15 protein-coding genes are annotated in these 18,559 nt (G+C 67.3%); 8 read left to right on the forward strand and 7 right to left on the reverse strand.

The genetic code is table 11. From position 1 onward, the window contains the following. Positions 1–48 precede the first annotated feature (48 nt). The 4 genes from FFI97_RS28490 to FFI97_RS28505 form a co-directional block, all read right to left on the reverse strand. A complete protein-coding gene (locus FFI97_RS28490; RefSeq protein WP_370680733.1) occupies positions 49–1,605 on the reverse strand; it encodes a polyamine aminopropyltransferase in 1,557 nt (518 codons plus the stop codon). After that, positions 1,602–1,820 (reverse strand): DUF350 domain-containing protein, encoded by a 219-nt coding sequence (locus FFI97_RS28495; RefSeq protein ID WP_062473571.1) that lies wholly within the window; start codon positions 1,818–1,820, stop codon positions 1,602–1,604. The genes FFI97_RS28490 and FFI97_RS28495 overlap by 4 nt, the downstream gene beginning before the upstream one ends. Positions 1,821–1,880: 60 nt before the next feature. Then, complete coding sequence (locus FFI97_RS28500) at positions 1,881–3,362, reverse strand: DUF4178 domain-containing protein (protein WP_139702941.1); 1,482 nt, start codon at positions 3,360–3,362, stop codon at positions 1,881–1,883. A 106-nt stretch (positions 3,363–3,468) separates the two neighbouring features. Next, positions 3,469–4,518 carry an SPFH domain-containing protein gene (locus FFI97_RS28505; protein ID WP_101490731.1) on the reverse strand — a complete coding sequence of 350 codons (1,050 nt, stop codon included), beginning with the start codon at positions 4,516–4,518 and terminating at the stop codon, positions 3,469–3,471. 176 nt (positions 4,519–4,694) lie between these two features. On the opposite strand from FFI97_RS28505, the gene FFI97_RS28510 reads away from it, so the two are divergent. From FFI97_RS28510 to FFI97_RS28520, 3 genes are all read left to right on the forward strand, one after another. Beyond that, on the forward strand, positions 4,695–7,043 hold the full coding sequence (locus FFI97_RS28510) for an NADP-dependent malic enzyme (protein WP_070063343.1): 2,349 nt from the start codon (positions 4,695–4,697) through the stop codon (positions 7,041–7,043). Between the two features lie 180 nt (positions 7,044–7,223). Then, on the forward strand, positions 7,224–7,637 hold the full coding sequence (locus tag FFI97_RS28515; RefSeq protein WP_056574987.1) for a ribonuclease domain-containing protein: 414 nt from the start codon (positions 7,224–7,226) through the stop codon (positions 7,635–7,637). 50 nt (positions 7,638–7,687) lie between these two features. Continuing rightward, positions 7,688–8,113 carry a barstar family protein gene (locus FFI97_RS28520; protein WP_095747788.1) on the forward strand — a complete coding sequence of 142 codons (426 nt, stop codon included), beginning with the start codon at positions 7,688–7,690 and terminating at the stop codon, positions 8,111–8,113. 283 nt (positions 8,114–8,396) lie between these two features. Here FFI97_RS28520 and rsmA read toward each other — a convergent pair whose 3' ends face one another. From rsmA to FFI97_RS28535, 3 genes are read right to left on the reverse strand one after another with little or no spacing between them, the layout of a single operon-like run. Next, positions 8,397–9,164 carry a 16S rRNA (adenine(1518)-N(6)/adenine(1519)-N(6))-dimethyltransferase RsmA gene (gene rsmA, locus FFI97_RS28525; protein ID WP_139702942.1) on the reverse strand — a complete coding sequence of 256 codons (768 nt, stop codon included), beginning with the start codon at positions 9,162–9,164 and terminating at the stop codon, positions 8,397–8,399. Between the two features lie 26 nt (positions 9,165–9,190). Next, positions 9,191–10,594 (reverse strand): peptidylprolyl isomerase, encoded by a 1,404-nt coding sequence (locus tag FFI97_RS28530; protein WP_070063345.1) that lies wholly within the window; start codon positions 10,592–10,594, stop codon positions 9,191–9,193. A 19-nt stretch (positions 10,595–10,613) separates the two neighbouring features. Then, positions 10,614–13,205: an LPS-assembly protein LptD gene (locus FFI97_RS28535; protein WP_095948387.1), complete on the reverse strand. Its 2,592-nt coding sequence runs from the start codon at positions 13,203–13,205 to the stop codon at positions 10,614–10,616. 132 nt (positions 13,206–13,337) lie between these two features. Here FFI97_RS28535 and FFI97_RS28540 point away from each other — a divergent pair, with 132 nt between their 5' ends. The 5 genes from FFI97_RS28540 (at position 13,338) to FFI97_RS28560 (ending at position 18,557) form a co-directional block, all read left to right on the forward strand. After that, complete coding sequence (locus FFI97_RS28540) at positions 13,338–14,435, forward strand: aminoglycoside phosphotransferase family protein (RefSeq protein ID WP_139702943.1); 1,098 nt, start codon at positions 13,338–13,340, stop codon at positions 14,433–14,435. Between the two features lie 79 nt (positions 14,436–14,514). Then, a complete protein-coding gene (locus FFI97_RS28545) occupies positions 14,515–15,246 on the forward strand; it encodes a 16S rRNA (uracil(1498)-N(3))-methyltransferase (RefSeq protein WP_139702944.1) in 732 nt (243 codons plus the stop codon). 106 nt (positions 15,247–15,352) lie between these two features. Continuing rightward, positions 15,353–16,708, forward strand: a complete 1,356-nt coding sequence (locus tag FFI97_RS28550; protein WP_139702945.1) for a M20/M25/M40 family metallo-hydrolase — start codon at positions 15,353–15,355, stop codon at positions 16,706–16,708. 100 nt (positions 16,709–16,808) lie between these two features. Next, positions 16,809–17,273 (forward strand): YidB family protein, encoded by a 465-nt coding sequence (locus FFI97_RS28555; RefSeq protein WP_095948391.1) that lies wholly within the window; start codon positions 16,809–16,811, stop codon positions 17,271–17,273. A gap of 105 nt (positions 17,274–17,378) precedes the next feature. Next, a complete protein-coding gene (locus FFI97_RS28560) occupies positions 17,379–18,557 on the forward strand; it encodes an MFS transporter (RefSeq protein WP_139702946.1) in 1,179 nt (392 codons plus the stop codon). Positions 18,558–18,559: the final 2 nt, after the last annotated feature.

Here is an 18,559-nt window from a genome sequence, read left to right on the forward strand (position 1 = left end):
GGGTTGGCGAAGCGACACGAAGTGCGCGCAGCCTGGGGGCGAGCCATATCAGTGAGCCATGACCTTGCCCCACTCCTGCTCATAAGTGGTGACCAAGGTCTGGTTCGACAGGCGGTTCACTTCGGTCGGCACGCGTGCCATGTCGAGCGGAAAGTCGAACATCAAAGGCAGCGTTGCCGGCGTCAGAAAGCGCATGCCGCCCGGCAGCGCGTCGGGCTGCCGGTAGGGCCGGTGGCTCGCAATGATGTAGCCCCATTCGCCGAAGCTGGGCACGTGCGCGTGGTACGGCGTGGCCTTCAGGCCGACCGACTCGATGGTGCTCGCCACGGTCCAGTAGCTCTTGCGCGCCACCAGCGGCGAGGTGGTCTGGATCACGGCGTAGCCGCTGGCCGACAGGCGCCGGTCGAGCAGCGCGTAGAAGCTGTTGGTGTAGAGCTTGCCGATGGCGAAGTTGGTGGGATCGGGAAAGTCGACCACGATGACGTCGAAGGTGTCGCCCTCCTGCTGCAGCCACTGGAACGCGTCGGTGTTGACGACCTTCACCTTCGGCGACGACAACGCGTGCCCGTTGAGCGCGGCCAGCGTCTCGTGCGTGGTGAAGAGCTGCGTCATGTTCGGATCGAGCTCCACCAGCGTGACCGACTCGACCGAGGGGTACTTGAGGATCTCGCGCACCGCCATGCCGTCGCCGCCGCCGAGCACGGCGACTTTCTTGGGCGCGCCGTGCGCGGCCATCGCGGGGTGCACCAGCGCCTCGTGGTAGCGGTACTCGTCGCGCTCGGCGAACTGCAGGTTGCCGTTGAGGAACAGCCGGTGGCCCAGCGCGCCGCGCGTGACCACGATGCGCTGGTAGGGCGAGCTGGCGCTGAAGACGATGCGGTCCTGGTAGAACTTGTCTTCCGCCAGCGTGGTGATGTGGTCCGCGCCCCAGAAGGCGCCGATGAGCGCGGCCAGCGTGAGAAAGCAGGCCACCGCGTGCGCGCCGGCGCGGCGCAGCTCATGGCGGAACAGCCACAGCGCCCACACGGCCACCGCGGCGTTCATCACGCCGAACAGCAGGCCGGTGCGGATCATGCCCAGCTGCGGCACGAGGATCAGCGGGAACGCGACCGACACGGCGAGCGCGCCCAGGTAGTCGAAGGTCAGCACCTGCGACACGAGGTCCTTGAGCACGATGTTGCGCTTGAGGATGCGCATCACCAGCGGAATCTCGAGCCCCACCAGCGTGCCCACCACCACCACGAGGCCGTACAGCAGCAGCCGGAACGCGCCCGGCACGTAGGCGTTGGCCAGGAACAGGATCGCCGGCAGCGCGCCGCCGATCAGCGCCACGAGCAGTTCGATGCGAAGGAAGTGCGCCGGCAGCTGCCGGTCGAAGTAGCGCGAGAGCCACGAGCCGACGCCCATGGCGAACAGGTAGGTGCCGATGATGGTGCTGAACTGCAGCACCGAGTCGCCGAGCAGGTAGGAGCTCAGCGCGGCCGCGCTCAGTTCGTAGACGAGGCCGCAGGCCGCGACGACGAACACGCTGGCGAGCAGCGCGATCTCCACGGGTTGCGGCCCCCGCGCATCCGGGGTGCGCGCGGGCAGGGCCGCGTCGCTCAATGGATTGCTGCGGCCACGATGACGCTGATGCCGAGGCACATGGCGGCCACGACGAGCGCCAGCGCCCTGTTCTGCTTCTCGACGATCTCGCCCCACAGGTCATAGGGGGTGATCTTGTCGATGATCAAGAAGCAGATCCAGAAGACCACCACGCCGATCAGCGCATACACGAGCGATCCGAGGACCACGCCCGGTTTCAGCCATTCAATTCCCATGGGGACCTCCAGTCGTAGCAATAAAGAGAGAAACAAGAGAGCGCCTGCGCGCGATCTTCGTCATTTGTGGCCGCCGCCGCTCGAGTAGCCGCCGTACGAACCGCCCGAGCTGCGGTACCCGCTCGAGGAGCCGCCGCTGCAGTTGCTCATCATGATCAGCACGAAGAGGATGACCACGATGACGAGGATGATCGTGCCGCAGCCCATGCCCGACGCGGCGCTCACGGGCAGCGCGTCGCCGCGCGAGAACAGGTCCTTCTTGGCGTCGAGCTTGAAGGCCGTGGCCACCGCGCCGCTGTCGATCTTGCTGCCCGAGGACCAGGTCAGCTCGTTGGCCGAGCGCTCCATCGAGAGCAGCGCGCCGCCGCTGGCGAAGTCGCGGTTGAAGGTCTTCTGCCCGCGCTCGACCTGCCAGTAGAACTCGCCGGCCACGTAGGTGGTCTCGGCGTTGTAGGCGTACTGTTGCTGGTAGCGCTTGTTGAGGTAGGTGGCGGTGGTGCCGTTCTCGGCCATCACGGGCGCGCCGGTGGTCGGCTTGACCATGCTCCAGCCGTCTTCGGCATCGACCAGGAAGCTGAAGCCGCGCTTCTTGTTGTACAGCAGGTACTCGTCCCAGCCGAACTGCTCGTCGTCGCCGGGCTCCTGGCCCATGCGGTGCTGGAAGCCCACCACCTGCCACTGCGCGCCCTGCAGCTGGCCCACGCTGCCCAGCGCGATGAGCGGGCGCACCGGCTCGTTCTGCTCGGCGTGCTTGAGTTCGCCGCCGATGCCTTGCGACAGGTCGATGATGCTGTTGCACGAGCCGCAGGTGATGCTCTTGCTGTCGGCCAGATTGACCGTGACGGGCGAGCCGCAATTCGGGCAGTTGAAGCTGCGGCCCTTCTCGTCCTTCGCGGATTCGTCGCGCAGGCCGGTGAGCTGCAGGTCGTCCAGCTGCACCGAGCGCCCGAGGTACGCGGTGGGCGGGGCGGTGCCGTAGTCGATGCTGAGCACCAGCCCCTTGTCGTTGCGCAGCTCGACCATCGCGAACGCTTGGCCGAGCGCGGGCAGGTGCGACAGTTCGCCCTGCGCGGAGGTCAGCGCCACCTGTTCGTTGGACGCGACGGTGTAGCTCTGGCCCGCGAAGGCGGTGGTGGCGCCCACGCGCAGGTCGGCCGGCGGCGGCGCGGCGCGCTGCAGGTCGAAGGGCAGCGCAAAGACGTAGGCGCCGTTGTCCTCGCTGAGGACGCCGGTGCGGTCGCCGTCGAGCGCGGCGATCCACTCGGTCCAGCGCCCGCCGGGGTAGGTGTACTGCAGCCGGCCGATCAGCGTGAAGGGCTTGTCCTGGATGCGGCCGGCGGCGAACAGCTGCAGCGGGCTGAAGTCGTCGAACAGCTCGGCCATCTTGCCGGTGCGCGCGAGCGTGTCGCCCTGGCGCACGACGGTGCTCTGGCAGTACGGGCAGACCGCGTGTGTCGATTGCGCCGAGCGGAATTCGACCGGCGCGCCGCAGCCGGGGCAGGGCGCGCGGTAGTAGCGTTGGGAGCCGGTTTCCTCAGCCATGGCGCACCGGGTGCGATGGCGCGGCCGGCCACGAATGATTCAAGCCAAAAAGGCCTCTGACGCCCGCTGGGCGGGCGTCAGTCGCTATCGAAAACATTGCGACGAATCAGACGAGCTTTTTCAGCAGTTCGGCCTTCTTGGCGTCGAACTCTTCCTGCGTGAGGATGCCCTTGGTCTTGAGTTCGCCGAGCTTCTCGAGCGTGGTCATCACGTCGGCGGCGCTCACCACGGCCACGGCCGGCTGCTGCGTCGTGGCCGCGGCCTGGGCCGCGGCGTTCGGGCTCAGGCCCTGCGCGAGGTTCTGCGCCAGCACCTGGCCGAGCGCCACGCCGGCGCCCAGGCCCATCGCGTCACCCGCGATGCCGCCGCCACCGGCCGCCCCTTCGGCGAACTTGGGGATGGCCTGCGCCGTCTGGTACTGCATGAACTTGCCCATGTCGTTGCCGACCATGCCCATGCCGATCTTCTGGTCGAGGATCTTCTGCAGCTCTTCGGGCAGCGAGACGTTCTGGACCGTGATGTTCTCGAGCTTGATGCCGATCTTCTCGAACTCGGGCACCAGCTGGGTGGCCAGCGCGGTCGCGAACTGGATCTGGTTGGCCGCCAGGTCCAGGAAGGGCAGGCCGCTGGAGGCGATGGCGTTGCTGATGTTCTGCAGCACCAGGCCGCGCAGCTGGCCGTCGAGGTCGGCCACGGAGTAGATGTCGCGCGTGCCGGAGATTTCGGTGTGGAACAGCTTCGGGTCGCCGATGCGGAAGCTGTAGTTGCCGAAGGCGCGCAGGCGCACGGCGCCGAAGTCCTTGTCGCGGATCGTGATCGGCTGGGGCGTGCCCCACTTCTGGTCGACCTGCTGGCGCGTGCTGAAGAAATAGACGTCGCTCTTGAAGGGGGATTCGAAGAGCTTGTCCCAGTTCTTCAGGTACGTGAGCACGGGCAGCGTCTGCGTCGTGAGCTTGTACATGCCGGGGCCGAACACGTCGGCCACCTGGCCTTCGTTGACGAACACCGCCATCTGCGACTCGCGCACGGTGAGCGAGGCGCCGTTCTGGATTTCCATCTCGGCCATCGGGAAACGCCAGGCCAGCGTGCCATCGCCGGACTCGGTCCACTGGATGATGTCGATGAACTGTTTCTTGATGAAATCCATCAGGGCCATGGTCGTTCCTCTCGAGATGTTGTCGGTTTGTGTCCCAGCCACACATATTGCCACAGGGCCTTGACGGTGCCCCGTGCTTTTGGTCATGCCTGCCACCGGCCATGCGGCGTAGGGCGGTATGGACCGAGGTCTACAATCGGCGCCCCCAGAAGAAGCGCCACCAGGAGCAACGGCACATGTCCGATTCGACCGCATCGTCCCCTTCGACCCCCACCCCGGAAGACAAGCGCGCCCTGTTGCGCCGTGCCGCCCTCGAGTACCACGAGTTTCCCGTCCCCGGCAAGATCGCCATCGCGGCGACCAAGCAGATGGTCAACCAGCGCGACCTGTCGCTGGCCTACTCGCCCGGCGTGGCCGCGCCCTGCGAGGAAATCGTCAAGGACCCGGCCAACGCCTTCAAGTACACCTCGCGCGGCAACCTCGTGGGTGTCATTTCCAACGGCACCGCCGTGCTGGGCCTGGGCGACATCGGCCCGCTGGCCTCCAAGCCGGTGATGGAAGGCAAGGGCGTTCTCTTCAAAAAATTCGCCGGTGTCGACGTGTTCGACATCGAGATCGACGAGAAGGACCCGGTCAAGCTGGTCGAGATCATCGCCTCGCTGGAGCCCACCTTCGGCGCCATCAACCTGGAAGACATCAAGGCCCCGGACTGCTTCTACGTCGAGCGCGAGCTGCGCAAGCGCATGAAGATCCCGGTGTTCCACGACGACCAGCACGGCACGGCCATCACGGTGGCGGCCGCCATGCTCAACGGCCTGAAGGTGGCCGGCAAGAACATCGCCGAAGTGAAGCTGGTCACCTCGGGCGCCGGCGCCGCGGCGCTGGCCTGCCTGAACCTGCTGCTCAAGGTGGGTCTGAAGCGCGAAAACGTGTTCGTCACCGACCTGGCCGGCGTGGTCTACGAAGGCCGCGAAGAGCTGATGGACGACGACAAGCGCCAGTACATGCAGAAAACCGACATGCGCAAGCTGTCGGAAGTGATCGCCGGCGCCGACGTGTTCCTCGGCCTGTCGGCCGGCGGCGTGCTCAAGCCTGACATGGTCGCGAAGATGGCGCCCAAGCCGGTGATCTTCGCGCTGGCCAACCCGAACCCCGAGATCGCCCCCGAAGACGCCCATGCGGTGCGCAACGACGTGATCATGGCTACGGGCCGCACCGATTACCCGAACCAGGTCAACAACGTCCTGTGCTTCCCGTACATCTTCCGCGGCGCGCTCGACTCGGGCGCCACCACCATCACCGACGAGATGGAGATTGCCGCGGTGCACGCCATCGCCGAGCTGGCCCAGGCCGAGCAGAGCGAGCGCGTGGCCGCCGCCTACGCCGGTGAAAAGCTGAGCTTCGGCCCCGAATACCTGATTCCCAAGCCCTTCGACCCGCGCCTGATGATGAAGATCGCGCCGGCCGTGGCCAAGGCGGCCGAGGAAAGCGGCGTGGCGCTGCGCCCCATCAAGGACCTGGACGCCTACCGCGACAAGCTGCAGAGCTTCGTCTACGCCTCGGGCACCACCATGAAGCCGATCTTCGACGCCGCCAAGCGCGCGCCGAAGAAGCGCGTGGCGTATTGCGAAGGCGAAGAAGAGCGCGTGCTGCGCGCCGCGCAGATCGTGGTGGACGAAGGCCTGGCGCGCCCGACGCTCATCGGCCGTCCGGCCATCATCGCCCAGCGCATCGAGAAGTTCGGCCTGCGCCTGAAGGAAGAGCTCGACTACGACGTCGTCAACGTCGAGCAGGACCACCGCTACCGCGACTTCTGGCAGACCTACCACCGCATGACCGAGCGCAAGGGCCAGACGGTGCAGACCGCCAAGATCGAGATGCGCCGCCGCCTCACGCTGATCGGCGCCATGCTGCTGCACAAGGGCGAGGTCGACGGCATGATCTGCGGCACCTGGGGCACCACGCTGATCCACCTGCACTACATCGACCAGGTGATCGGCAAGCGCCCCGGCGGCTGCGCCAGCACCCCGCAGGACGTGCCGGTGTACGCCTGCATGAACGGCCTGCTGCTGCCCGACCGCCAGGTGTTCCTGGTCGACACGCACGTCAACTACGACCCGACGCCCGAGGAACTGGCCGAGATCACGACCATGGCGGCCGAGGAAATGATGCGTTTCGGCCTCAAGCCGAAGGCCGCGCTGCTGTCGCACTCCAACTTCGGCACCAGCAACGAGCCCAGCGCCGTCAAGATGCGCAAGACGCTCGACCTGCTGCGCGTGCAGGCGCCCTGGCTCGAAGTGGACGGCGAAATGCACGGCGACGTGGCGCTGGACAGCAAGCAGCGCGCGGTCGTCATGCCGCACAGCGCGCTCGCGGGCGACGCCAACCTGCTGGTGTTCCCCAACATCGACGCCGCCAACATTTCTTACAACCTGCTCAAGACCGCGGCCGGCGGCAACATCGCCATCGGCCCGGTTCTGCTCGGCGCGGCCAAACCTGTGCACATTCTCACGGCGAGCGCGACTGTTCGCCGCATCGTGAACATGACGGCCTTGACAGTGGCCGACGCAAACGCCGAGAGATAGGCCATTTGGCGAGAGTGGACGCCAACTTAAGGCGTCGCTTTCTGCCCCCGCGACTGCTCAAACTTTGGGCAGTCGCTTGCTATTTTCGCCAGCGTGGTGCACACTCGCGGGCTTGAATTTGCGGGTTAACCCCGAGGTTGAGCGCAATTCAAACCCCCCGCTCTTTTCTTGTGGTGCCCCATGGCGGCTTACGCCTCGATCACGTCCTCTGTCACTAAGTTTGCGCTCACCAGCTTGATGCTGGTGGCTCTGACGACGGGGGCCGAGGCCCGCGGATGGTTCGGCGCCGACAAAACGTCCTCCGAGGCATCGATTGCCCTGACCGATCTGCCGGTCCAGGGCCAGCGAACCTACCAGGCCATCCTTGACGGTGGCCCCTTCCGGTACGACAAAGACGGCACGGTATTCGGCAATCGCGAACGCATCCTGCCAGCGGCACGCCGCGGACATTACCGCGAGTACACGGTGCCAACGCCCGGCGCGCGCAACCGCGGTGCCCGGCGGATCGTTTGCGGTGGCGAGCAGCGCACGGCGCCCGAAGCCTGCTGGTACACGGCGGACCACTATGCGAGTTTCAGACGGATTGCGCCATGAGCGATGACAACGACCTGAGCGGCGCCCCGAAGCGCCCCGACGAGATGATGATGACTATGGAAAGACCAGCGGATATGACCTTATCCCTTCGAGCCGTACGCCCGAACATCGTGCAATCGATCCGCGCGTTCCGCGTGAACGATCTGCAGGATGCCGCCAACGCGGCCGGCCAGCACTTCCTGTACGCCAACCTGGGCAACGCCCAGACCAAGCAGGACGTGCTCGACCTGATTGCCCAGCAGTTCACCTTCCCGGCGCACTTCGGCAAGAACTTCGACGCGCTGTACGACTGCATGACCGACCCGTTGCATAAATCGGGCCCGCAGCCTGGTTTCGTCATCGTGCTCGAACAGATCCCGGCCAACGCCAAGTTCGACAAGGAAGCGCGCGAGCAACTGCTCGACATCTTCCGCGACGCTTCGGACTACTGGGGCGATCGCAAGGTCCCGTTCCGCTGCTTCTATTCTTTTCTGTAGCCCGTTCTGCATCCACCAGCCAAGCAGAACGGGCGAACGAGGCTCAGCCGACCGCTGAAACCCTCGATGGCATCGAAGTCAACACCACCGCCACGGCAGCCGCTGCGGCCACGCCGACCGCCAGCACCGAGCCGGCCGGCGAGAAAATGCCGACGGACAAGCTCGTCGACGTGTCGCCCCTGGCGTTGCGCATGAGCAGCCCCTTCAACGCGGGCTACTGGCTGGCAGCTGCGTAACAGCAGCGCTCACCGCCACAAAAAAGCCCGTCGACGACGGGCTTTTTTCATGGGGGAACGGCTTGCGCCAGTGCGACGTATTCGGCCACCGGCACCTCCTCGGCCCGGCGCTGGATGTCGAACTCGCCGGTGAAGCCGTGCTCCCCGAGCCATTTGCCCAGCGTGTGCCGCAGGATCTTGCGCCGCTGGCTGAAAGCGACCTGCACGATCTCGCCGAGCCGCGCCGCATCGACCGCCGGCGGCTGCGCGAGCGGCACCATCCGCACCACGGCGCTGTCCACGCGCGGCGGCGGGTCGAAGCTCTCGGGCGGCACGAACAGCACGTTCTCCATGTCGTAGCGCCACTGCAGCATCACGCTCAGGCGGCTGTAGTCCGAGGTGGCGGGCCGGGCCACCATGCGGTCGATCACTTCCTTTTGCAGCATGAAGTGCTGGTCGGCGATCAGGTGGGCATAGCCCAGCAGGTGGAACAGGATCGGCGTGGAGATGTTGTAGGGCAGGTTGCCCACCACGCGCAGCGGTTTCGGTTCGGCCTTGGCCGCGAGTTCGGCGAAGTCGACCTTGAGCACGTCCGACTCGATGACATCCAGCTGCGGATGTTCGCGCAGCCGCTTGGCCAGGTCGCGGTCGAGCTCGATGACCGTCAGGCGGCCGAGCCGCTCGACCAGCGGCTGCGTGAGCGCCGCCAGCCCCGGCCCGATCTCGACCATCGCGTCGCCGGGCTGCGGCGCGATCGCCTGCACGATCCCGTCGATGATCCCGCCGTCGGACAGGAAGTGCTGTCCGAACCGCTTTCTTGCAATGTGCTGTGCCATCGCGGCCTAAGACGCTGCCGCGGCCATCAGGACTGCGGCGTCTCGCGGTATTCGACGTAGGCGCGCGCGCGCACTTCCTGCACCCAGGTGGCGAAGGCTTCTTCGACGCGCTGTTCGCGCAGCGCGGCACGTGCGGCTTCGCGCTGCTCCGACTGGCTCAGCTTGGCTTCGCGGCGGCCGACCACCTGGATCAGGTGGACGCCGAAGCGCGACACCACGGGGTCGCTGATCTGGCCCGGCGTGAGCCGGTCCATGGCTTCCTCGAACTCGGGCACGAACTGGCCGGGGCGCGACCAGCCGAGGTCGCCGCCTTCCTTGGCGCTCGCGTCCTGCGAGTTGTCGCGCGCCAGGCCGGCGAAGTCGGCGGTGCCGGCCTGCACGCGGCGCTTGAATTCCTGCAGCTGCGCCACCGCCTGCGCGGTCGTGCGCTTGGGGTCATTCAGCAGCAGGATGTGGCGCACCTGGGTCTGGGTGATGGACGCATCCGACGAGCCCACCTGCGCCTTGGTCAGCACCTTGAGCACGTGGAAGCCGGCGCCCGAACGCACGGGTCCGGCGATGCCGTTCACCGCGGTCGATTGCGTGGCCTCGACGAACACGGGCGGATAGCGGTCGGCGCTGCGCAGGCCGAGCGCGCCGCCATTGGCGCGGTCGGGCGAGTCGGAGTTCTCGCGCACCAGCTTGGCGAAGTCTTCGCCGCTGCGCGCGCGCTGTGCAAGGTCGGTGGCCTTCTTCTGCGCGGTCGCGACCTGCGCCTCGGTGGCGTTCTCGGGCACGGCCACCAGCAGCTGGGCGATGTTGAGGTTGAGCAGGGCGTTGTTCTTGACGGCGCTTTCGCGCTGTTCGCGCAGGTACTCGTCGGCCTCGATGTCGCTGATCTTGACCTTGGACTCGACCTCGCGGTCGCGCAGGCGCGTGAGCAGCAGCTGGTCGCGCAGGTCGTTGCGGAATTCGCGCGGCGAGATGCCTTCGGCCGCCACGCGGCTGCGCAGCTCGGTGAGGCTGATCTCGTTCTGGCGGGCCACGGTCTGCTCGGCCTGGTCGATCGCCACGTCATCGACCTTGATGCCGTTTTCCTTCGCCAGCTGCAGCTGCGCGCGCTCGGTGATCAGGCGCTCCAGCACGAGGCGCGTGAGTTCGGCGCGCGGCACGCGCTCGGCGTCCGGGTTCTCGCGGATCAGCCGCGTGACACGCGACTGCACCTCGGTGTTGGTGATCGGCTCGGAGTTGACCAGCGCCACGATGTACTCGGCCGCGCGCTGCACCGGCGCCGCCGCGGGACCGGCCGGGCGCGCCGCCGGCGGCACGATCCGGGGACCGGCACGCATGATGTCCGTGATGCCGCTGCCGGAACGAAAGCCCTGTGCGCCGGCCGTTGCGGCGATGGCCGCAAGGCAACCCAGGGTGATGAGGGAACGGATGTGTTTCATGGCGTGAACGGTCGTCGTTTCAATCGTAATTGGTGAAGCGGCTCGGGGCTTCGGTCGGTTGACGCAGCGGCTGGTAGCGCTGGATGTTCTGTCGCAGCGCCTGCATCGGGCTTGACCCGATGCTGGAGAAACCGACGAATTCGAGCTGGAACATGATGCGGGTGTTGGCCGTCACCTGGCCGGTGGTGATGCGCTGCAGCACCACGCGGCTGATCCAGCAGCAGCCGTCGTACTCGACCCCGAGCACGCCGTCCGTGAGCTTCTTGTCCTGCAGGCTGTAGTTCAGGCGGCCCACGGCGTACCAGCGTCCGCCGCCTTCGCCCTTGCCCGGCCCGAGGTCCTTGCCCTTGTCGCCCCACAGGTCGTTGAGCGGCCATTGCCAGCCGAAGTCGATCGACTTGTTGCCGTCGGTGGCCGTGGGCGTGCTCGGCGCCTGGTAGCGGAAGGCGGCGCTGAGGTTGCGGTACGGGCCTGGGTTGTAGCGCGCGCTGATCGCGCTGCGCGTGGAACGGCGCGAATCGGGGTTGTACTGGAGCAGCGTGTCCAGGCTCCACTTGGGCGTCCAGTTGATCTGGGCGCCCAGCAGCAGGTCACTGGTGCGGTCGGTGACCGGCGCGACGCCCGGCAGCGTGACCTTCTGATCGGCAAAACGGAAGCGCTGCGCGATGCCGAAGCGCACGGCTTCCACGCCGGTGCCCGGATCGATCAGGCGGGACGTGACGCCCAGCGTGAGCGCGTTGGTGTCCGAGATGCGGTCCGCGCCCGAGAAGGCGTTCTCGGTGTAGATGGTCGCAAAGCTGAAGTCGTTGGCGGCCGAATCGTAGTTCGGCAGCATGCTCTGGTTGCGGTACGGCGTGTACACGTAGTACGCGCGCGGCTCCAGCGTCTGGCGGAAGGCGCGGCCGAAGTAGCTGGCGTCGCGCTCGAAGACCAGCCCGCTATCCAGGCTGAAGGTCGGCACGACGCGGTTCGACGAGGTCGGGAAGAAGTACAGCTGGCTCGGGTTGTACGGCATCCCGTTCACGTAGTCGATGCCATTGACCGACACCTTCGGAATGGACGACTGCGGCAGGTAGTAGTTGTACGAGGTCGCGTGCAACTGCAGCTTGGGGATGACGAAGGAGCTCGGCGTGAGGAACGGCCGGCTGATCGCCGCCTGCGCGAACACGCGGTCACCGTCGGGCTGCGACTGCTGGAGCAGATCGAAGCCAGGCTGGCCGGCCAGGATTGTGTTGACGCGAAAGCGCGAGTAGTCGGTGTTCAGCGAAACGTCGAAGCCGTGCCAGTCGTACTTGGCGTAGTTGGCCGTGATCTGCGGCATGCGGTCGTACGACGGCACGACCGGCGACAGGTTGTACTGCAGCGTCTGGTAGCGCAGGGCACGTACGGCGCCGCTCCAGTCGCCCTTGGTCCAACTCACCGCACCCTCATTCGGCAGCTGGCGCTGCGCAAGCGTCGGCGTGCGCGTGAAGTCGCGCCAGTAGTCGTTGTCGCTGACACGGTTGATCGTGAGGCTGGCCGACAGCGAGTCCAGGCCCAGCGCCTTGGCGTCGAAGTCGTGGCGATGGTTGAGCCACAGGCCCCAACGCTTGCTGCTGTCGGGCGGCTTGCCGAAGTTCAGGTCCTTGAGCGCGATCTCGCCGTTGTTCAGCTTCTGCAGCTGCTCGGCACGCGCCTCGTTGTAGCGCTGGCCCACGAGCCGGTCGCTGCCCATCAGGTCCAGGCGGATGCTGCCGCTGTAGTCCTTCTCGAGGTAGCGGAATTCGCTGGCCAGGTTGAGCCCGCGCTTGCTCATCAGCGTGGGCGTGAAGGTGGCGTCGCGGTTGGGCGCGATGTTCCAGTAATACGGCTGTGCGACCTCGAAGCCGTTGGTGTTGTCCAGCCCGATGGTCGGCGGCAGCAGGCCGCTCTTGCGCTCGTTCGACAGCGGGAAGGTCACGCGCGGGATCGGCGGCGTCGTGATGCCCATGAAGCTCATGCGCGCATCGATGGCGACGCCCTCGTTTTCCTCGGTGTCGGTGGTCAGCGTGGCGGCGGTCAGCAGCCAGGCCGGCATCCAGCCGGGAAAGTCTTCGCGGCGGCAGGTGGTGTAGCTGGCGCGCCGCGCGATCGAGACGTTGGAGTCGACGAAGTCGATGCGCTCGGCCTCGCCGTGGCCGCCGGTCGCGAGGAAGCGGTAGCGCACGTTGTTGAAGAAACCCTCGAAGGTCTCGAGCTTGAGTTCCAGCTCCGGACCTTCGTACACGTTGCCGGCCTGGTTGACCCGCACGTTGCCGGTGGCCTTGGCGCGGTCGTCGGGCTGGTAGTACTCGAGGCGGTCGGCCGTGATGGCGACCGGGCCACGGCGCAGCGTGGCGTTGCCCTCGACCACGGTCTCGAGGTCGGGGCGGCCGGAAATGCGGTCGCCGGTGACGAGGCTGGGCAGCTGGCTGCGTTGCACGGGCGTCAGCGTCTCGGTGAGCAGCGGCGTGCGCTTCAGCGTGAGCGGCCCCTCAAGCACACCGGCTTGCTGGGCAAAGGCGCCATGCGCGTGCAGCAGCGCCAGCGACAGCACGGCCAGTGGCAGCGGCGGGCTCGAACGTCGCAAGGCAGCGCGTGGGGTCGTAGGCATCGATTCGGAACGAAAAATCGTCGGGACGGCGCGGCAAGCCGGCGGGTTGCGGGGTCCGGCAGCCACCCCGCCCGGTCGGATCGACCTCGAGCAGGGGTGCCGCGCCAGGCGGATTTGTAGAATTGATTATCCATGACAGCACCTTCGACCCCGGCGTCCACGACCCCACACCCCGCCCAGGCCATTCTCTGGACAGATCCGCAGCGGGCCGAAGCGTTCCGGGGCTGGCTGGCCGGCATTGCCGACACCCGGCAACTGCGCCCGGACACCGTCCGACTGGCGTCGGCCGACGCGAGCTTTCGCCGCTACTTCCGCCTCGACACCACCGACGGCCGCACGCGCATCGTGATGGATGCGCCGCCCGACAAGGAAAACAGCGCCCCCTTCGTGCAGGTGGCACAGCTGATGGCCGAAGCCGGCGTGACGGCGCCGCAGGTGCTCGAATGGGACCGCGACCACGGCTTCCTGCTGCTCGACGACCTGGGCCGCCAGACCATGCTGGACGTGATCGACCCGGCCCGCCCGGACGCCAACCGGCCGCTCTACGACCTGGCCATCGACGCGCTGATCCGCTGGCAGCTGGCCTCCAGGCCCGGCGTGCTGCCGCCCTATGACCGGGCCCTGCTCGAGCGTGAACTGGCGCTCTTCCCCGAGTGGTACATCGGCAAGCACCGCGGCGTGGCCGTGGAAGGCCAGCTGAAAGAGCGCCTGGACCGCGCCTTCGCGCTGATCGTCGAGAACAACCTCGCGTCGCCGAGCGTCTACGTGCACCGCGACTTCATGCCGCGCAACCTGATGGTGGGCGACGATGCCGGCCAGCCGTTGGGCGCGCTCGACTTCCAGGACGCCGTCTACGGCCCGATCACTTACGACATCGCCAGCCTGATGCGCGACGCCTTCCTCAGCTGGGACGAGGAGTTCGTGCTCGACATCACCATCCGCTACTGGACCGCCGCGCGCAAGGCCGGGCTGCCGGTCGACGAGGACTTCGGCGCCTTCTACCGCGCGGTCGAATGGATGGGCCTGCAGCGCCACCTCAAGGTGGCCGGCATCTTCGCGCGCCTCACGCTGCGCGACGGCAAGCCGCGCTACCTGGCCGACACACCTCGCTTCATCGCTTACATCCGCGCCACCGCCAGCCGCTACATCGAGCTGAAGCCGCTGCTGCGCGTGATCGACGAGGTCGAGGGCACCACGGCCGTCACCGGCTTCGCCTACGGCCGAGTCTGAAGAGAAACTGAAAAAAGCCAAAAAAGAAAATCGCTGTAGCGCCCGTACTACGGGCGCCATCAGCTCCTGATCTCATCGCATGCCCCGTTTTCACTGCTCCGTGCCGCTGACCGCCGGCGCCAGCCTGGCGCTGCCGCCGGGCGCCGCGCGCCATGTGCAGGTGCTGCGCATGCAGCCCGGCGACACGCTCACCCTGTTCGACGGCGCGGGCGGCGAGTACGCCGCGACGGTCGATCGCATGGGCCGCAGCGAGGTCGCGGTGACGGTGGGGGCCCACACGCCCATCGAGCGCGAAGCAGCCCGCGCCGTGCACCTGGCGGTCGGCATGCCGGCCAACGAGCGCATGGACTGGCTGGTCGAGAAGGCCACCGAGCTCGGCGTGACCAGCATCCAGCCGCTGGCCACGGCGCACGGCGTGCTCCGCCTGTCGGGCGAGCGCGCCGAGAAGAAACGGGCGCACTGGGAAGCCATCGCCGTTGCGGCCTGCGAGCAATGCGGGCGCAACCGCGTGCCGGTGATCCATCCGGTGCAATCCTTCGCGGGCTGGCTCGGCAGCGCTGCCGCCGCGGATACGACAGCGACGCGCCTGATACTGAGCCTGGCCGAGGGCACGCGCGCCGTCACCGCCGTGGCCGCAGAGACACCCACCACGCAACCGGCGCTCGTGCTCAGCGGCCCCGAAGGCGGCCTCAGCGCCGGCGAGGAACAGGACGCCATCGCGCGCGGCTTCGCACCGGCCACGCTCGGCGCGCGGGTGCTGCGCGCAGAAACCGCGGCGCTCGCGGCGCTGGTGTCGCTCGTCGGCGCCTGAGCGGTTCGGGGGGTGTTTTCCGCGAGGCGCACACCGGGCGCCTGCGGAACAATGGCCGCTTCGTTTTTCCTTGTTCAATCCGCCTCCCGGAAGGACCGCTCCCCCCATGCCTCGTTCATCCCGCGCGTTTCGTCTCGCCCCCCTCGTCCTGGCCGCGCTGTGCGCCATGCCCGCCGTTCACGCCCAAAGCCAGGCCGTTGCGCCCACACCGGCGCAGGTCAGCCCCGCGGTCGACCAGGCCTACACCCAGCTCATGGCGTCGCCCGCGATCCGCAAGCTGCTGGAATCGGTCAAGGCCGACCACGAACGCACGATCGAGGAGTTGAAGACGCTGACCGAGATCGAAGCGCCGCCCTTCAAGGAACAGAAGCGCGCCGAAGCCTTCCTGGCGCGCCTGAAAGCCCTCGGCCTGCCCGACGCGAAGATCGACGCCGAGGGCAACGTGATCGGCCTGCGCAAGGGCACGGGCAACGGCCCCAAGCTGCTCATTTCGGCGCACCTGGACACCGTCTTTCCGGCCGGCACCGACGTCAAGGTGAAGGAGCGCGACGGCAAGCTCTTCGCGCCCGGCATCGGCGACGACACGCGCGGCCTGTCGGTGCTGCTGTCATGGCTCAAGGTGCTCAACGACAACAAGATCCAGACCGTGGGCGACCTGATGATCGTCGCCAACGTCGGCGAGGAAGAGCTGGGCAACCTGCGCGGCATGAAGGCCATCTTCCGCGACCACCTCGACATCGACGGCATGGTCGGCCTGGAGCCCTCGCCCGACGGCCACGTGCTGGTGCTCGGCACCGCGAGCCACCGCTACGAAGTCACCTTCAAGGGCCCGGGTGGCCACAGCTTCGGCGCCTTCGGGCAGGTGCCCAGCGCGATCCACGGCATGGGCCGCGCCATCGCCAAGATCGCCGAGGTGCGCACGCCGAGTTTCCCCAAAACCACCTTCACCGTCGGCACCGTCGGCGGCGGCACCTCAGTAAACACCATCGCGCCCGATGCGCGCATGGCCATCGACATCCGCTCGGACGACATGGCCTCGCTGCTCGAGACCGAGAAGAAGATCCTCGCCACGCTCGACGAGGCCGTGGCGGAAGAGAACAAGCGCTGGAACGTGACCAGCCTGAGCGTGAGCACCAAGCTCATCGGCGACCGCCCGGGCGGCCGCACGCCGCCCGACTCGGTGATCGTCGAGGCCGCCACGCGTGCCAACAGTGCTTTCGGCCACAAGACGCTGCTGCGCGGCGGCAGCACGGATGCGAACGTTCCCATTTCGCTGGGCATCCCGGCCATCATCATCGGCGGCGGCGGCAAGTCGGGCGGATTCCATTCGCTGGCCGAGTCGATTGACGTGACAGATGCATGGAAAGGCGCGCAGAATTCGCTCGTCACCGTGCTCGGTCTGGTCGGCGTGCAGGGCGTCAGCCCCGCGCTCCTGCCGAAACGCGCAGCACGCAGCAAGTAATTTGTCACGTTGCCAGTTCGAAAGTGGCCGCGCCACTTTCGGCAAGCGGGTCGCCACATTGGAAAATGTGAGCGTTTCTGTCACACACCAAGGAATGGTCATGGGGTTGCTCGATTCGGTACTCGGTCAGGTGCTAGGAGGCGCTGCACAGCAGCAGCAACCGCAAGGCGGTGGCCTCGGGGGATTGGGAGATCTCGGAAGCCTCGCCGGCGCCCTGGGCGGCCTGCTTGCCAACAACGGCGGGCAGGGCGGTCTTGGCGGCATGGTCTCGAAATTCGAGCAGGCAGGCATGGGCGACGTGATCGGCTCGTGGATCGGCAACGGTGAAAACAAGCCGGTGTCGGGCGATCAGTTGCAGAACGCGCTGGGCGGCGACACGATCGCCGCCATCGCCTCCAAACTCGGCATCAACGCACAAATGCTGCTGCCGATGCTGGCCACCATGCTGCCGGCCCTCATCAACCAGCTCACGCCGCAGGGCAAGGTGCCCGAGCAAGGCCTCGGCAACCAGGACGACCTGCTGGGCTCGCTCAGCGGACTGCTGCAAGGCAACAAGCCGACCTGACCTGCCACCCGGCGAATTTCATTCTCAGAATTCCGGCGCCCGCGAGGGCGCTTTTTTTTGGCCGGCGCCTTGCCTTCGTCGCCCAATCGCGTAGAACCGCGCCCCATGAATCGCAATCTGTGGCTCCTGGCCATCTGCCAGGGCCTGCTCCTGACCAACAACGTCACCTTCATCGCCATCAACGGTCTCGTCGGCCTGGGCATCGCACCGCAGGGCTGGATGGCCACGCTGCCTGTGATGGGCTACGTGGTGGGCGGCGCGCTGAGCACGGGGCTGGTGGCGCGCACGCAGCAACACTTCGGCCGCCGCGGTTCGTTCCAGATCGGGCTGGCGGTGGCGGTCGGCTCGGCGCTGCTGTGCGCCTACGCGGCGTCCTCGAAGAACTTCTGGCTGCTGTGCTTCGCGACCGTGGTCGCGGGCTACTACAACGCCAACGCCGGGCTCTACCGTTTCGCGGCGGCCGAACTGGCACTGCCGGCCTGGCGCGAGAAGGCCGTGTCGATGGTGATGGCCGGCGGCCTGATCGGCGCGGTGGCGGGGCCGAACCTGGCGACCTTCACGCGCGAGGCGCTCTCCGTGCCCTTCGCCGGCGCCTACATCGCGCTGGCGGCGGTGGCGATGCTCTCGATGGCGGTGATGCATTTCATCGAATTCCCGCCCTCGCCGACCCGCAAGGAAGCCGGCGGCGGCAGGCCGCTGGGCGAGATCATGCGCCAGCCCGTGTTCATCGTGTCGGCCGCCGCAGGCGCGCTGAGCTACGGCGTGATGAACCTGCTGATGGCCGCCACGCCCATCGCGATGCAGATCTGCAGCCTGCCGTTTTCCGACGCAGCGCTGGTGCTCGAATGGCACGTGATCGGCATGTTCGCGCCAGGCTTCTTCACCGGCCACCTGATCCGCCGCTTCGGCGCGCTGCCGGTGATGGGGGTGGGGCTGGCGCTCAACCTCGGCTGCATCGTGGTGGCGCTGTCGGGCGTGGACCTGCACCACTTCCTGGTCGCGCTGTTCCTGCTGGGCGTGGGCTGGAATTTCCTGTTCACCGGCAGCACGACGCTGTCGCTCACGGCCTACACGGCCGAGGAGCGCGACCGCGCCCAGGGCGCGCTCAACTTCTGCGTGTTCGCGACGCTGGCGCTGACCTCGTTCGCGTCGGGCGTGCTGGTGACCACGCAGGGCTGGCAGCTGCTGAACTACGGCTCGCTGGTGCCGGTGGCCCTGACCGGCGCCGCGCTGCTCTGGCTCGCGCAGACGCAACGCCGGCGTGCGCCGGTGGCCAAGGCCTGAGG

It is taken from the genome of Variovorax sp. KBS0712, from assembly GCF_006323185.2.
In the GTDB taxonomy this organism is placed as follows: domain Bacteria; phylum Pseudomonadota; class Gammaproteobacteria; order Burkholderiales; family Burkholderiaceae_C; genus Variovorax; species Variovorax boronicumulans.

What these genes read in the sequence shown, in the direction of transcription:
- FFI97_RS28495 (WP_062473571.1), bottom strand. Translation starts at nt 1,820, where the DNA reads ATGGGAATTGAATGGCTGAAACCGGGCGTGGTCCTCGGATCGCTCGTG.
- FFI97_RS28500 (WP_139702941.1), bottom strand. Translation starts at nt 3,362, where the DNA reads ATGGCTGAGGAAACCGGCTCCCAACGCTACTACCGCGCGCCCTGCCCC.
- FFI97_RS28505 (WP_101490731.1), bottom strand. Translation starts at nt 4,518, where the DNA reads ATGGCCCTGATGGATTTCATCAAGAAACAGTTCATCGACATCATCCAG.
- FFI97_RS28510 (WP_070063343.1), top strand. Translation starts at nt 4,695, where the DNA reads ATGTCCGATTCGACCGCATCGTCCCCTTCGACCCCCACCCCGGAAGAC.
- FFI97_RS28515 (WP_056574987.1), top strand. Translation starts at nt 7,224, where the DNA reads ATGGCGGCTTACGCCTCGATCACGTCCTCTGTCACTAAGTTTGCGCTC.
- FFI97_RS28520 (WP_095747788.1), top strand. Translation starts at nt 7,688, where the DNA reads ATGACTATGGAAAGACCAGCGGATATGACCTTATCCCTTCGAGCCGTA.
- rsmA (WP_139702942.1), bottom strand. Translation starts at nt 9,164, where the DNA reads ATGGCACAGCACATTGCAAGAAAGCGGTTCGGACAGCACTTCCTGTCC.
- FFI97_RS28530 (WP_070063345.1), bottom strand. Translation starts at nt 10,594, where the DNA reads ATGAAACACATCCGTTCCCTCATCACCCTGGGTTGCCTTGCGGCCATC.
- FFI97_RS28535 (WP_095948387.1), bottom strand. Translation starts at nt 13,205, where the DNA reads ATGCCTACGACCCCACGCGCTGCCTTGCGACGTTCGAGCCCGCCGCTG.
- FFI97_RS28540 (WP_139702943.1), top strand. Translation starts at nt 13,338, where the DNA reads ATGACAGCACCTTCGACCCCGGCGTCCACGACCCCACACCCCGCCCAG.
- FFI97_RS28545 (WP_139702944.1), top strand. Translation starts at nt 14,515, where the DNA reads ATGCCCCGTTTTCACTGCTCCGTGCCGCTGACCGCCGGCGCCAGCCTG.
- FFI97_RS28550 (WP_139702945.1), top strand. Translation starts at nt 15,353, where the DNA reads ATGCCTCGTTCATCCCGCGCGTTTCGTCTCGCCCCCCTCGTCCTGGCC.
- FFI97_RS28555 (WP_095948391.1), top strand. Translation starts at nt 16,809, where the DNA reads ATGGGGTTGCTCGATTCGGTACTCGGTCAGGTGCTAGGAGGCGCTGCA.
- FFI97_RS28560 (WP_139702946.1), top strand. Translation starts at nt 17,379, where the DNA reads ATGAATCGCAATCTGTGGCTCCTGGCCATCTGCCAGGGCCTGCTCCTG.